Raw genomic sequence first — 14663 nt, 5'->3', positions numbered from 1 at the left:
TAGAGTAGACGCGACGTAGCGTCTAGTCTAGGGATCGAGGGTGTCATGCACCGGGGCAACCGGCACGGACGCAGCGAGGAGGCCCGTCTCGCAGTGCTGCAGGCGGCGGACGACCTGCTGGTGGAACACGGCTTCGCCCGGCTGACCGTCGAGGCGATCGCGCAGCGGGCCGGCGTCGCCAAACAGACGATCTACCGCTGGTGGCCGTCGAAGACCGACATCCTGCTGGACGCGTTCATCACCGACGCCGCCGAGGAACTCACCCCGCCCGACACCGGCGACCTCATCACCGACCTGCGCGCGCACCTGACGGCCGTCGCCCGCTTCCTGACCATGTCCGACGCGGGGGCCGTGTTCCGGGCGCTGACCGCCGAGAGCCTGCACGACCCGCGGCTGGCGGCCCGGCTGCGCGCCGAGTACCTGTCCGCCCAGCGCGCCCGCGACCGGCTTCCGCTGCAACGCGCCGTGGCCCGCGGCGACCTGCCGGCCCCGGCCGATATCGACGCCATGGCCGATCGCCTGGTCGGTCCCCTCTATTACCGCGCCCTGGTCACCGGCGAGGAGATCCCTCCGTCCTACGTGGAGGGACTCCTCGTGTTCCGCATGGTTGACTCCGTCGAAGAGTCCCAGGAGGAGGGCGGCCCGGGCGCTTCAGCGGCCGGCGGGTAGTTCGGTGCCGTTCTTGTCGTAAGCCGTCAGGTCGGTCAGGTTCACCGGAGGCCGTCCTTGAGTGAAGTCGAACCAGAAGATCTGCGCCTTCTCCGACTCGGCGAAACCTTTCCATGCCGCCCGGTGGGCTTCGACGGTCTTGCCGGTAACCGCGTCGCGGGCGGTGATCCGGGCCGCATCACCGACGTAATAGCCGAACGTGGGCGTGGTGCGGCCGTCGAGCAGCCGGCCGGCCTCGACCGCGTGGAAGCCAGGGTTCATCCGGCCCGCACCCGGGTCGTGGCTGACGATCGCGATCTTGAAGTCGTCGATGGTTCCGGTCCTCGTACGCCCGAGCACCAGGCTGAGGGTGCCGTCGAGGTCGTCGGGGTCGGTCGTCTCGACGTAGAGGATCCACTGCCGGCCGTCGACAAACTGGCCGGTCTCGACGACCACGCCGAGTACGCCGGGGGCCGAGGAGTTGACAGCCGACGGCATCGGCGCGGATCGGTCGGCCACCGGTATCCCGTCGGCCGGGCCGTCCAGATCGGTCAGCTGGCCTCCACCGATCAGCAGGGCGGCCACCGACAGCGCGGACGCGGTGCCGACGGCGAACCTACGGCGACGGCGCATCCGGCCACCGGCGCTCATCACGTGTTCCAGGTCCAGGGGAGCGGGTTCGAAGCCCGGCGGCGAATGCATGGCGTCCTTCAGCTCTTCCAGTCCCGTCATCGTCCTACCCCTGCTTCCGTCTCGGTCCGTAACGGTGGCATCAGGCCGACCGTGATGCGCAGCTTCGCCAGGGCTCGGGAGTTCAGGCTCTTCACCGTGCCCGCCGACAGGTTGAGCTCGCGGGCCACGTCCGCCTCGCTAGCGTCGAAGAAGTGCCGCAGCACGATCACCGTCCGCTCCCGCGGTGACAGCGTCCGCAGCGCATCGATCAGCCAACGCCGTTTCGACACGGCGTCGGCGACGTCGTGCGGCGCCGGTTGTTCCGGCATGGTCTCGATCGCGTACTCCCGCATCGGCCGCCGCCACTGGTCGGTCACCAGGTTGGCGAGCACCGTACGGGCGTACGCGTAAGGGTCCTTGTGGCGAACCCGTCCCCAGGCGGCGTACACCCGCACGAGAGCGGTCTGGGCCGCCTCCTCCGCCTGATGCGGGTCGCCGGTCAGGAGGTACGCCGCACGCTGCAGTCGCGCCGAACTCGCCGTGGCGAACGCGACGAAATCCTCGTCACCGCGAGCCATACACAGCCTCTGTCCGTTTCATGAGAAGCAAGACGAGCGAGGACCCCTCTTGGTTGCACGACTCAGGTCGGCGGTCGCGAGAGCCGGGCGTGGAACAGCCGGCCGAGTTGATCCTCGAGGATCCGCAACGCCGCGGCGCCGTCCCGCTGGCCGCCCAGCACGCTCGAGCCCAGGCCGTTGGTCAGGGCGAGCAGCGCGGCCGCGGTCAGCGCCGGGTCCACGTCGTCGGCGATCTCGCCCGCCTCTTGAGCCGCGGCGATGTGCTTGGCCAGCAGTGACTCCAGCTTGTCGGGATAGACGGCACCGTGCCGCAGCGCCATCTCCGGCTCGCTGAACACCAGGGTGTAGAAGCCGGTGTATGCCCGGGTCAGCCGCACGCTCTCCTCGTCGGTCGGCAGGACGGCGGTGAGCGTGCCGTAGACGACGGTGCGTGAGGTGACCGGGCCGAGCGCCCGGATGCTTGCCGACACGCGTTCGGTGAGTTGCTCGGCGAGGTAGGCGAGTGCGGCCACCAGCAGCTGTTCCTTGGTGTGGAAGTAGTACTGCACCAGCCGCAGCGACACGCCGGCCTCGGCGGCCACCTCGCGCATGGTCGCGGACTGCAGGCCGCGCGTGCTCGCGATCCGCAGCAGGGCCTCGCCGATCTGCCGCCGTCGCTGTTCATGGTCCACCCGTTTCGGCACGCCTTGATGATACGCTCGTATCACTAAAGGCGTTGAACGGAGGCCACGATGCCAGTCGGCGAGTTTCGGAATGATCAGGCCCGGGATCGTTTTTTCACCGTCTACGACGATGCCGTCGCTCGGCTCTGGCCGTCCGCGTCGGTCGACTCCGATGTGGTCACGAGCTTCGGCACGACTCGCGTCCACCGGCTCGGTTCGGGCGATGAGGCTCCGTTCGTGCTGCTGCCGGGCTCGGGCGGGCCGTCGCTGATGTGGCACGCCTACGTCGGCCGGCTCGCCGCGTCCCGCCCGGTGATCGCGATCGACCCCGTCGGTGAGCCCGGCCCGTCCGTGCAGACCCGATCCATCGACAGCGGCGACGAATGGTCCGCATGGCTGGACGAGGTTCTCGCCGGTCTGGGCGTCGACCGTGCCCACCTGGTCGGCACCTCGTACGGCGGGTGGGTCGCCCTGCGTCACGCGCTGCGCTCACCCCAGGCTGTGGCGAGTCTCGCGCTGCTCGATCCGGGCGGCTTCGGCAAGGTCAGTTGGAAGTTCGTGACCTGGATGATCGCGTGCGGGCTGGCCGGGTTCGCGCCCCGGGCGATCCGGCATGCGCTGGCCCGGCCGCTGCGCAACGTGACACTGCTCGACGACGACGCCATGCCGTTGGTCAAGGCCACCTTCGGCTTCCGCCGCAAGCACATCCTGCCCACCCCGCTCACCGACGACGACCTCGGCCGGATCACGGCGCCCACGCTGGTGCTGCTCGGCGGCCACAGCCAGCTGTACGACGCACGCGAGGTCGCGGCCCGGGTCAGCACCCGGATGCCGCACGCCTTCGCCGAGATCATCCCCGAAGCCAGCCATGACCTGGCCCTCTGGCGCCCCGACGACCTCGCCGCACGGATCGTCACCTTCGCCGCCGACAGCCCGGCCCGAGCCTGACATCGCGCGCCGCTTACCCGTCCGCGGCCGGGGTGTCCGTACGCTCGTCCTGCCAGCCCTCGGGTTCGGGATGGTAGCCGTACGCGGCGGCTCGTACCGTCTCCTCGTCCTCCAGGCCGGAGCCGATCGCGCCGCCGACGGTGGCAGGCTTCGGATGCTGACGCCGGCGATCGCGGCGAGATCACCGACGGTGAACGGTCTGCCAGGATGGGCCCGCATCGCCTCGACGACCCGCCGGATCGAGCCCGGCGCCGCCGTTGCCGAGGTCGGGCGCTCCAGCCGGTCACGGTGCGGGTGGTCCACGGCGCCCAGCAGTCCCGCGATCAAGGCTTCCCGCAATCTGGCCCCGACGACCGGGTGGTGGATGAGCCCGTGCGGCTGAGCAGCGTCGGCGGCCAGCAGCCGGACAAGGCGCAGCCAACTGGCGCCCGGTCCGCGCGTGATGTCGATGGTCGGAGCGAGCGTCAGCGGCGAGCGAACCGGAGCGTCGAGCAGGCGGGCAAGTTCGCTCTCCAGCGCCGCGCGACTGATCTTCACGGCCAGCAGCCGGCAGCCGCCGTCCCATCTCTCCAGGTCGTGTCACCGACGGGCTGAAAGACCGCCGCGGTCGCCGTCGTGGCCCGCAGAGGAGCACCGCAACCTTGCCGCCAGGTCAACGAGCCCGCTACCGGCAGGTTGACGTGGTATGAGCCGAGTTCTCCGAACCGGATCTTCACGTCTGTGCCGAATTGCAGGTCACCGAGCGTGACGGTGTCGGACGGGACGATATCGAAACGGGACTGCCAGGAGCGCTTCCAGGAGAGCACATCCACGAAGTTGGAGTAGTAGTACTCGCCCAGGAACGCGCGTGCCTCGTCCACGTCACCACTGGCATACGTCACGGTGGGCATCAACCGAGCATGTCACTGCGGCAATTCGCCCGCCACCACGAACGAGTGAGTTCATCCGCACCCGCGACCACGTGCCGACAATGCCGATCGGTCGCCTCGCAGCAGCCGGTTTAGCTGGTTTTCCGGTGGGTAGCCGGACCCAATCAGACGAGCCTCGATGAGCTTCGGCCTGGGCGCGGACGCGGGTACCGCCGTGCTCGACCTGCCGACCGCTGCGCGGGTCACCCTCCGTGCCGGCGGTGCGGGGCAGATGCAAAGGAAGATCCATGGAATTGACCGCAACGACAACCATCCGCAAACCCGCGCCGCAGGTGTACGCGTTCTGGCGCGACCTGGAAAACCTTCCGACCTTCATGGCGCACCTCGAACAGGTCCGCACCACCGGCGAGCGGACGAGTCACTGGACCGCCGACGCCCCGTTCGGCAAGGACGTCGGGTGGGACGCGGAGATCCTCGAGGAGGTGCCCGGCGAGAAGATCGCGTGGCGCTCGACCGGGAACGCCGACGTACCCAACGCCGGCACGGTCCGGTTCGTGCCGGCCCCGGACGGGGTGAGCACCGAGGTGCACGTCGTCCTGGTGTACGACATCCCGGGCGGCACCATCGGCAAGGCGGTCGCCAAGTACTTCGGCGAGGAACCGCACCAGCAGCTCGACGACGACTTGCGCCGGCTCAAGCAGGTCTTGGAGACCGGCGAGGTGGTCCGGTCCGACGGTGCCCCCTGGGGCAAGCGGGCGCGCAAGGAGTTCCCGCAGCGTCCGGCGCAACCGTTGTCGGACGCCGAACTCGCGAAGGGAGCGGACGCATGAAAGCGAACACCTGGGCGGGCCGCAACAAGGTCGAGGTTCGGGACGTGCCGGACCCGAAGATCCTGAACAACCGCGACGCCATCGTACGGATCACCTCCACCGCGATCTGCGGCTCGGACCTGCACCTGGTCGACGGGTACGTGCCGACCATGCAGGACGGCGATGTCCTGGGGCACGAGTTCATGGGTGAGGTGACCGAGGTCGGCTCGGGTGTCGACCAGGCCCGTTTGCGCGTCGGGGACCGGGTCGTCGTACCGTTCCCGATCGCCTGCGGCGCGTGCGCGGCCTGCGCCGCCGAGCTGTACTCCTGCTGCGAGAACACCAACCCCAACGCCGGGATCGCGGAGAAGATGTTCGGCCACCCGGTCGCCGGGATCTTCGGCTATTCGCATCTGACCGGCGGTTTCGCGGGCGGCCAGGCGCAGTACGCGCGGGTGCCGTTCGCCGACGTCGGCCCGCTGAAGATCGAGTCCGACCTGACCGACGAGCAGGTGCTGTTCCTCTCCGACATCCTGCCTACCGGCTACATGGGCGCCGAGATGTGCGACATCCAGCCCACCGATGTGGTGGCGGTGTGGGGCGCCGGCCCGGTCGGCCAGTTCGCCATGGACAGCGCCCGGGTCCTCGGCGCCGCCAAGGTCATCGCCATCGACAAGGAGCCCTACCGGCTGCAGATGGCCGAACAGGCCGGCCACACCCCGGTGAACTTCGACGAGGTCGACGTACGGTCGCGGCTGCTGGAACTGACCGGTGGACGCGGACCCGACAAGTGCATCGACGCGGTCGGCATGGAGGCCACCCACGGCAGCGCGCACATCGCCGCGTACGACCGGGTCAAGCAGGCCGTGCGGTCGGAGACCGACCGCCCGCACGCCCTACGTCAGGCGATCATGTCGTGCCGCAGCGGCGGCGTGGTCTCGGTGATCGGCGTGTACGGCGGTCTGCTGGACAAGTTCCCCGCCGGCGCCTGGATGAACCGGTCACTGACCCTGCGCACCGGCCAATGCCACGTGCAGCGCTACATGAAGCCGTTGCTCGAGCGCATCGAACGCGGCGAGATCGATCCCACCCGGATCATCACCCACACCCTGCCGCTCAACGAGGCCGAACACGGCTTCGAGATGTTCAAGAACAAGCAGGACAACTGCGAAAAGGTCGTCCTCAAACCCTGACGGCCTTCACACGGGCTGAGCCGGCCGGGTCACTCCTGGTCGGCTTCGGGCTCGGCGGTGCCCTGCCGCGGCTGAGGCTTCGCCGCATCCTCCTCGGCCAGCGAGTCCGCGGCGGCCCGGAGGGCGTCGGCGGCTGCCTGCTCGACCGGCGGGCTCGCGCCGGCATCCTGCCGGTGGGGACGTGCGGCCCGTGGATCGGGGTTGGCCAGATTCGCCGCCGCGGCCTCCGCGGCGACGTCCATCATCCGCCGAACCGCCTGCCGGGAACGATCCGTGACCAGCGGCAGGGTCTGCTCGGCGGCGCCCACGACGCGACGCGCCGCCCGCCGGGGTCCCTCGGTCAGTGACGGCGGGCGCCACGGCTGGTCGGCCGGCCGTACCGCCGCCTCGATCTCGACCCGCAGCCGGTCCACCGCGGTGAGCAGCGCGCCGTGTTGCTGCCAGGCCGCGGCGTCGGCGCGCGGGTCGACCACCAGCAGCCGGCCCAGCAGCTCGCGCCGCCGGTACAGCTCGTCCAGCTGCTCGGCCACCTGGGCGCGGCTGGTCTCGACCGGCTCGTCGCCCGCGGCGACGGCGGCCACACCGTCCAAGGCCGCCGCGGCGGCATCGAGCACGTCGGCGAGAGCCAGGCGGGCGGCTGACGGATAGACCTCCGCCGCCAACTCGGGCGGCAGGTAGAACGTCCGGTCGAAGACCTCCCGGCACAGGGTGCGGATGACGATGGTGCAGTACTCGATCGCGGTGAGGGCCGTGCGCAGCCGCGGCTGAGCCACGCGGACCTGGCCGCCGCGGGGGTTGAGCACGGCGCTCTGCTCGGCCTGGACCAGCGAGTGGTCGGCTTCCAGCACCGATGCGCTCAGGCCTCGGGCCGCGGTGAGCCAGTCCTGCGCGGCGTTCCGCGACCACCCGGCGCGCAGTTGCGCGGCCAGCGAACGCAGGAATTCCCCCAGCCGGGTGGCCAGGCCGGCCACCGCCGAGCCGGCGGATTCCACATGCACCGGAGGCGCGATCGCGAAGTTCACCGCGATGCCGATCGCCGCGCCGACGAGCGTCTCGTACACCCGGCCGGCCGCCGCCTGCGGCGCCGCCGCGCCGCCGACCGCGAGGACGAGCATCGCGCTGATCGGTACCTCCAGGGTGTGCGACCCGAGGCGGAGGACCTGTCCGAGTACGAGACTCACGGCCACCACGGCCCCGAGACTCCACCAGCTCAGCCCCACGACGCTGGCGAGTACCACCGCGACCAGGACGCCGGCGAGCACACTCAGGACGCGTTGCAGTCCTTCGGCGACCGTCTGGTAGACGGTCACCTGCACCACGAGGATGGCGGTCAGCGGCGCGAGAATCGGTGTCGCCGTGGTGTTCAGCAGATCCGCGGCAACGTAGGCCAGCACGGCGGCGAGCGTGACCTTGGCAGTGCGGATCCCGGGGATGCGGCCCCACCGGGCGAGCACCGCCGCCCAAGGATGGCGCAGGTAGGTGGTGAGCCTCATCGCTCCTCCTCGCCGGGGACGACGCCGGTGAACTCCATGAGGTGTCAAGAAAAGTAGGCTGATCGACGCCAGAATATAGGCCGGCATAAGGCGACACCGGGAAGCGCAGGGTTTGTGGTAGCCGATTTTTCGGGCGGCGAAACCGCATGAACGGGCACGCCCCTATTTAGATAACTGTCGATTGCAAGAGCTTGTTGAGTTGCCGCTGTCGGCGGTCATCCAAACGGCGATCTTCGATATTGACACCGGGTGCCGCGTCCACTGTGATGAGGGCCTATCGCATGGTCATCACACGGGGGAAGTTCTGATGCCTGTCGGTCGTCGTACGATGCTGCCCGCCTTTCCTTCTCGATGGATCATTCGGCTCGGTGTGCCGTTGCTCCTACTGTCCACATTGGTCGGTTTGCCGGCGGCGCCCGCCGGAGCGGCGCCGGTGGCGAAGCCGGCCTGTGCCGCCGAGCAGCCGACCGAGGCGGCGGCGACGGTGAGTTCCCGCAGCTGCGGCAAGCGGGTGGAGATCCTGACCGAGCGGTCGGAGGTCACCCAGACCTTCGTCAACCCGGACGGAACCCACACGCTCGAGGAGTCGATCGAGCCGGTCCGGGTCAAGCACGGCTCCACCTGGGTACCGATCGACACGACGTTGAAGGCGACCGCGGCCGGTGTCGAGCCGAGGGCGGCCGCGCTGCCGATGACGTTGTCCGCCGGCGGTGACGGGCCGCTGGCCCGGCTGCGGGACGGCGCGAACGAGCTGAGCTTCTCCTGGCCGGGCCCGTTGCCGAAGCCGGTGCTGCGCGGCAACATCGCGCTCTACCCGAACGTGCTGCCGCACGTGGACCTGCAGGTGACCGCCGACTCGCTCGGCTTCAGCGAGTTGCTGATCGTGCGCGACCGCACCGCCGCCGCCGACCCGCGGCTGAGCAACCTGAAGTTCGGTCTCGCCACCAAGGGCGTGAACGTCCGTACCACCCCGGAGGGCGGCCTGGTCGCCCGGGACAAGCACGGCGCGTCGGTGTTCACCGCGCCGGCACCGCTGATGTGGGACGCCACGGTCCAGGACGCCGCGCAGACCGCCGCGGAGGACACCGAGACCCCGCCCAAGAAGGCCAAGCCGTCGGGCAGGACCGATGCGGTGGCCTCCGCGGGACGGCGTTCGGTGATGCCGGTGAGCGTCGCCAAGGGCACCCTGAGCCTGCGCCCGGACGCCAAGCTGCTGGCCGACCCGGGCACCAAGTTCCCGGTCTACATCGATCCGTCGGTGACCGGGGCGATTGCCGGTGGCGCCTGGACGACCGTGTGGAGCAAGTACAAGACCAGTTCGTTCTGGAAGAACGCGTCGGCGCTGAACAACGGTTCGACGTACGGGTCGGCCGGTGCGGGCCGTACCGAGGATTGTTCGGGCTGCTCGGATTACATCGTCCGGTCGTTCTTCTCGATGGACGTCAGCAAGGTCAGGTCCAAGCAGATTCTCTCCGCGACGTTCCGGATCGAGCAGCGGCATGCCTGGACGTGCAGCCCGAAATCCAATGCCAAGATCTGGATGACCAGCGGCATCTCGTCGAGTGTGACGTGGAACAACCAGCCGACCTGGTACAGCTCGTACACCGCGCAGACCGCCGCAAACCGCAAGATCGGCGCGATCCACGGCTGCGCCGGCACCGGCACCATCGAGTTCAACACCACCGCGATGGTGGCCCACGCCGCGGCCAGCAACTGGACCTCGCTGACCCTGGGCCTGCGCGCGATCGACGAGAGCACGAAGAACCAGTGGAAGCGGTTCAACCACGCCTCGCCGAAGCTGGCCATCACGTACAACACGGCGCCGGCGGCGCCGAGCGGGCGCAACTCCGACGCGAAGGGCTGCGCGACCGGTTCGGCCCGGCCGTACGTGCGGACGCTGACCCCGACGCTGGCCGCCAAGCAGACCGACCCGGACAACGATCAGGGCCTGACCACGTCCTTCTACTGGTGGGAGTCGGGCGCCGCGCGCAGCGAGACGAACAAGGTTTCCCAGTCGGCCGGGAACAACACCATCGTGTCCAAGGTGGTCCCGTCCGGCAAGCTGACCGACGGCAAGACGTACGTGTGGCAGGCGCGCACCAACGACGCGCACGCCACCGGCGGTTTCTCCGCGACGTGTGAGTTCACCATCGACGTGAGCGCACCCGCGGCCCCGGCCTCGGTCACCTCACCGGACTATCCGGCCGCTACCCCCAGCGGCGGTGTCGGCCTGTCCGGGCAGTTCACGTTCGCGCCGCCGGCCAGCGGTGCGGCCGATCTCGCCGGGTACGCCTGGACCCTGGACGGGGGCGTGCAGGCGTCCGCAGCCACCCAGGTCGCCGCGAGCCCCGGGCAGAGCGTGAGCGTTCCGTACGTCCCGCTGCGGGACGGCGTCTACACGATGCGGGTCTGGACCAAGGACAGGGCCGGCTGGTTCTCGTCGGCCGCGCTCAGCTACTCCTTCACCGTGAAGGCCGGCACCGGTCCGGCCGCGCAATGGTCGTTCGACGACACCGGCACGACCAGTGCTGACGACGCCGGTCACGGCAACACGCTCACCCTGTCCAGCGGGGCCACCCGGGCCACCGGCCGCGGCGGCACCGGTTCGGCGCTGACCCTCAACGGCTCGTCCGGGGCCGCCACGCTGACCGGCGCGATCACCGCTCCGCACCCGACCACCGGTGCGGCCACCCCGGTGAATACCACCACCAGCTTCGCGGTCACCGCCCGGGTCCGGCTCGCCGCGACCGGCGGGACCGGCCAGCCCACCGCCGTCTCCGCCTTCGGCACCCGTACCAGCGCGTACACGCTGGGCTACTCCGCCACCGACAACAAGTGGCGGTTCTCGATGGCCGGCGCGGACGCCGACAACCCCACGCTGTACTCGGCGCTGTCCAACGCCGCGCCGACGGCCGGCAAGTGGACGCTGCTGGCCGGCACCTACGACGCGAGCGCCAAGAAGCTGACGCTCTTCGTCGACGGCGTCGCCCAGACCGCCACCGCCACGCTGACCGGCGGCTTCAACGCGAGCACCGGATTCGCGATCGGCAAACGGCGATGGAACGGCGCGGACGACGGGTTCCTCAACGGCGGGGTCGACGACGTCCGGTTCTACAGCTTCATCCCGGCCACCTCGAAGATCGCCGAGCTGGCCGTGCCGGTGATGCCCACGGTGACGCTGCCCGGCGGCGACTCGGTGCCGGTCGGCACGGCCGCGAACGTGGTCATCGGCTCCGGGTCCGACATCAACGTCGTCTCGTACAGGTACAGCTTCAACTCCGAGACGCTGGACCGGACCGCGACGCCGTCCGCGGCCGGCGGCTCGGTCACCGTCGCGCTGAACACCGCCACCGCCGGTTCGATCGTGATCCGCGCGGTCGCCGTGGACTCGGCCGGGCGGGTGTCGTCGACGGTCGGGCAGGTCCGGCTGAGCCTGACGCAACCGGCCACCCTCTCCGGCTTCGTCACCGACGGCGACCTGAACCCGCTGCCCGGCGCGGTCGTCCGGCTCGATCCCGGCGGTGTGTCCGCATCCGTGGCCGCCGACGGGACGTACACGCTGACCGGGTTCTCGGCCGGCACGTACACCGTCACCGGCACGTACGGCGGGCCCTGCGGCCTGCGGTCGGTCTACGCGGACCTGCCGATCGCCGGGGACTCCACCTTCGACCTGATGCTCACCCCGGTCACCGATCAGCTCGGCTACACCTGTGGCACCCAGGCGCAGACGTTCAGCCCGGCCGACCAGAGCGTGGTCGCACTGACCGGCGACAACGCGGTCACCACGGTGACCCTGCCGTTCGCGTTCCCGTTCTACGGGCAGGCGTACCGGACGGCCTGGGTGGACACCAACGGCATCGTCTCGTTCACCGACCCGGGCGGCTCACACCCGTACGACGGCAGCAGCCTTCCGTCGGCCGTCAACCCGAACGCCATGGTCGCGCCGTTCTGGGACGACCTCGTCGTCGACTCGTCGGCCAGCGTCCGCACCGCCTCGGCCGGCAGCGGCAGCAGCGCGACGTTCGCCGTCGAGTGGCGCAACGTGCAACGCAAGGCGGACACCTCGCAGCGCGTGTCGTTCTCGGCCGTGCTGACCGCGGACGGCACGGTGACCACCAACTACACCGGGCTGGACTCGACCGCGGAGAAGGGCGCCGCCGCCGCGGTCGGTATCGCCGCCCCCGACGCCGAGGATGCCCTGACCTACTCGCGCAACACCCCCGCCCTCGCCGACGGGCAGGCGGTCGTCTTCGACCACCCCGAGGGCGTCGGCGCGCTGGAGCTGCACTCGCTGTCCGGCAAGGTGCTCAGCACCGCGGGTGCGGGCATCTCCGGAGCCAAGGTGACCCTCGACCCGGGCGGTCTTTCCACCACCACGGCGTCCGACGGCACCTACCGCTTCGACGGGCTGGTCGCCGACACGTACACGGTCTACTCGGAGCAGAACCAGAAGTGCCCGCAGGTGGCCAAGGAGGTCGTCGACCTGAGCGCGGACACGGTTCGTAACCTCCAGCGCGGCTTGGACTACGGCGGTATGGGGTACGCCTGTGCCCAGGTCACCGGCACCTTCACGGCGGCGGCCACCGCGCTGGCCCTGACCGGCGACGACGCGACGGCCGGGGTGACCCTTCCGTTCGCGGTGCCGTTCCACGGTCGCAGCTACACCTCGGCCACGGTCAGCACCAACGGCTTCCTCACCTTCGACACGAACCTGGGCGTCAACACGTACGCGAACCCGGCGATGCCGACGGCGGCCGCACCCAACGCGGTGGTCGCCCCGTTCTGGGACGACCTGCAGATCGACGCGTCGGCCAGCGTGCGGACCGACACCATCGGCACCGCACCCAACCGCAAATACATCATCGAGTGGCGCAATGCGCTGTTCCGCCCGAGCGGACCGGACCGGATCACGTTCGAGGTGGTGTTCACCGAGACCACCGGGGAGATCGCGTTCAACTACGGGACGCTGGCTACCGCGTTGCAGCAGGGGTCGGCGGCGACGATCGGGATCGAGAACGCCTCCGGCACGGTGGCCACGCTGTTCTCCTTCCAGGAGGCGCGGGTCAACTCGAACGGGACCATCACGTTCACCCCGCACGCGGCCGGCACGATCAGCGGCAGCACCAGCGTGGCCGTCACCGGTGCCGCGGCGCCGGGGCTGACCGTCACGCTCAACCCGGGCGGCCGGACCACGGTCACCGACTCGGCCGGTAACTACTCGTTCGCCGGCGTACCGATCGGTGAGTACACCGTGCAGGTCGCCACCGGCACCAACGCCTGCCCGGGGCGGTACGCCAAGCAGATCGTCAACTTCCCGGGCAACACCATGGACGTCGACCTGTCGGTGATGACGGCCGGTGACGAGTTCGGTTACACCTGCACCGCGGGCAGTACGACGTTCGTCCCGGGCACGGTCACCGAGGACTGGACCGGCGACGAGGCGACCTGGCAGAAGAACCCGCCGTTCCCGATCAAGTTGTACGGCGAGGCGTACACCTCGGCCTGGATCAACTCCAACGGCCTGCTCGCGTTCAAGGACCCGATGTACTTCGGCTGGATCAGCCCGAACAACAACGAACTGCCGACCCCGACGGCCGAGGGTCAGCCGGACGCCGCGGTCTACCCGCACTGGTACGACTGGGCGCTCGACAGCAGCTCGCACATCGCCACCACCACGACCGGCACCGCTCCGAACCGTAAGTGGGTGGTCGAGTGGCGCAACGTCTACCGCTCCGGGGACACCGCCACCCGGGCCACCTTCGAGACCGTCTTCGGGGAGGACGGCACCATCACCTTCGCGTACGGGTCGATCCCGTCCGCCAGCCTGCCGGCGCGCGGATCCAGTGCCACCGTGGGTATCGAGAACGCGTCCGGCACGATCGGTTTCCAGTACCTGTACGACGAGGCGCTGCTGGAGACCGGCAAGGGCGTGACGTTCACCCCGTCGCCGCCCGGCGCCGGCAGCATCACCGGAACCGTCTCCTGCCAGAGCGCCGCGGTCGCCGGGGCCACGGTGGCAGCGGCCGGGCAGACCACCACGACCGCCACGGACGGGACGTACCGGATCGACAACGTGCCGGCCGGCACCTACGCGGTCATCGCCACCCGTGACGGGACCTGCGCCGGCTCCACGGTCGACGACGTCACGGTCGGCACCGGCACGGTCGTCGCGGCCGACTTCGCCGGGGTCGCCACCCCGGCCGGGGCCGGCTACCGGCTCACCGAGCAACCGGTGACCTACACGCCGGCCGACACCACCGTGCTGCCGGTCACCGGCGACGAGGACTACCAGCCGGTCACCCTGCCGTTCCCGGTCACCCTCTACGGCCAGACCTACAACACCGGCTACGTCGACAGCAACGGCCTGGTCACCTTCGAGGACCCCGGCACACCCAACTCCGACGCCTGGCCGATCCCGTCGCCACGCTTCCCGGAAGAACCCAACGCCGCGGTCTACCCGTTCTGGCACGACTGGGTCGTCGACAGCAGCGCCAGCGTCCGCACCGCGACCCGCGGCACCGCACCCAACCGGCAGTACGTCATCGAGTGGCGCAACGTCTCCTCCTACGAGGACCCGACCACCCGCACCACCTTCCAGGTCATCTTCGACGAATCCGGCGGCTACTCCTTCGCCTACCCCGCCATCACCGGCACCTTCCTGACCAAGGGCGGCGCCGCGACCATCGGCATCGAGAACGCCGACGGCACCTGGGCGCTGCAGTACACCTACCGCCAACCGGTCCTGCGCCCCGGCATCGGCCTGCGCTTCGACCCGCCGCAGTGACTTCTGC

10 protein-coding genes and 1 pseudogene are annotated in these 14663 nt (G+C 70.0%); 5 read left to right on the top strand and 6 right to left on the bottom strand.

From position 1 onward, the window contains the following. The first annotated feature begins 45 nt into the window (after window positions 1–45). Window positions 46–669 carry a TetR/AcrR family transcriptional regulator gene (locus tag Ato02nite_RS27195; RefSeq protein ID WP_246607451.1) on the top strand — a complete coding sequence of 208 codons (624 nt, stop codon included), beginning with the start codon at window positions 46–48 and terminating at the stop codon, window positions 667–669. Here Ato02nite_RS27195 and Ato02nite_RS27190 read toward each other — a convergent pair. The 3 genes from Ato02nite_RS27190 to Ato02nite_RS27180 form a co-directional block, all read right to left on the bottom strand. After that, window positions 652–1380 carry a hypothetical protein gene (locus Ato02nite_RS27190; protein ID WP_213009463.1) on the bottom strand — a complete coding sequence of 243 codons (729 nt, stop codon included), beginning with the start codon at window positions 1378–1380 and terminating at the stop codon, window positions 652–654. The genes Ato02nite_RS27195 and Ato02nite_RS27190 overlap by 18 nt on opposite strands. Continuing rightward, entirely contained in the window at window positions 1377–1898 is a 522-nt protein-coding gene (locus tag Ato02nite_RS27185; protein WP_213009462.1) for a SigE family RNA polymerase sigma factor, read from the bottom strand. Before Ato02nite_RS27185 ends, Ato02nite_RS27190 begins: the two co-directional genes overlap by 4 nt. A 62-nt stretch (window positions 1899–1960) precedes the next feature. Then, the gene (locus Ato02nite_RS27180) at window positions 1961–2581 is read right to left on the bottom strand and encodes a TetR/AcrR family transcriptional regulator (RefSeq protein ID WP_213009461.1); all 621 of its coding nucleotides are present in this window, start codon (window positions 2579–2581) and stop codon (window positions 1961–1963) included. A gap of 48 nt (window positions 2582–2629) precedes the next feature. Here Ato02nite_RS27180 and Ato02nite_RS27175 point away from each other — a divergent pair, with 48 nt between their 5' ends. Continuing rightward, entirely contained in the window at window positions 2630–3508 is an 879-nt protein-coding gene (locus Ato02nite_RS27175; protein ID WP_213009460.1) for an alpha/beta fold hydrolase, read from the top strand. A gap of 369 nt (window positions 3509–3877) precedes the next feature. Here Ato02nite_RS27175 and Ato02nite_RS53080 read toward each other — a convergent pair. Both Ato02nite_RS53080 and Ato02nite_RS27165 read right to left on the bottom strand, forming a co-directional pair. Then, window positions 3878–4045, bottom strand: a pseudogene (locus Ato02nite_RS53080) (AraC-like ligand-binding domain-containing protein); the annotation flags it as partial. Next, complete coding sequence (locus Ato02nite_RS27165; RefSeq protein WP_213009459.1) at window positions 4042–4398, bottom strand: AraC-like ligand-binding domain-containing protein; 357 nt, start codon at window positions 4396–4398, stop codon at window positions 4042–4044. The gene Ato02nite_RS27165 and the pseudogene Ato02nite_RS53080, both read right to left, overlap by 4 nt. Window positions 4399–4664: 266 nt before the next feature. On the opposite strand from Ato02nite_RS27165, the gene Ato02nite_RS27160 reads away from it, so the two are divergent. Both Ato02nite_RS27160 and Ato02nite_RS27155 read left to right on the top strand, forming a co-directional pair. Next, window positions 4665–5207, top strand: coding sequence for an SRPBCC family protein (locus tag Ato02nite_RS27160; RefSeq protein ID WP_213009458.1), 543 nt, complete (start codon window positions 4665–4667; stop codon window positions 5205–5207). Continuing rightward, on the top strand, window positions 5204–6379 hold the full coding sequence (locus tag Ato02nite_RS27155; RefSeq protein ID WP_213009457.1) for a zinc-dependent alcohol dehydrogenase: 1176 nt from the start codon (window positions 5204–5206) through the stop codon (window positions 6377–6379). Before Ato02nite_RS27160 ends, Ato02nite_RS27155 begins: the two co-directional genes overlap by 4 nt. A gap of 29 nt (window positions 6380–6408) precedes the next feature. On the opposite strand, the gene Ato02nite_RS27150 is transcribed toward Ato02nite_RS27155, so the two are convergent. Then, window positions 6409–7872 carry an FUSC family protein gene (locus Ato02nite_RS27150; RefSeq protein ID WP_213009456.1) on the bottom strand — a complete coding sequence of 488 codons (1464 nt, stop codon included), beginning with the start codon at window positions 7870–7872 and terminating at the stop codon, window positions 6409–6411. 370 nt (window positions 7873–8242) lie between these two features. Here Ato02nite_RS27150 and Ato02nite_RS27145 point away from each other — a divergent pair, with 370 nt between their 5' ends. Next, entirely contained in the window at window positions 8243–14656 is a 6414-nt protein-coding gene (locus Ato02nite_RS27145) for an NIDO-like domain-containing protein (protein WP_246607450.1), read from the top strand. Window positions 14657–14663: the final 7 nt, after the last annotated feature.

Origin of the sequence: Paractinoplanes toevensis (assembly GCF_018332695.1) — a bacterium.
Classification (GTDB): domain Bacteria; phylum Actinomycetota; class Actinomycetes; order Mycobacteriales; family Micromonosporaceae; genus Actinoplanes; species Actinoplanes toevensis.
The sequence above is the reverse complement of the archived record's forward strand: the minus strand, read 5'-3'. Positions and strand labels throughout refer to the sequence as shown.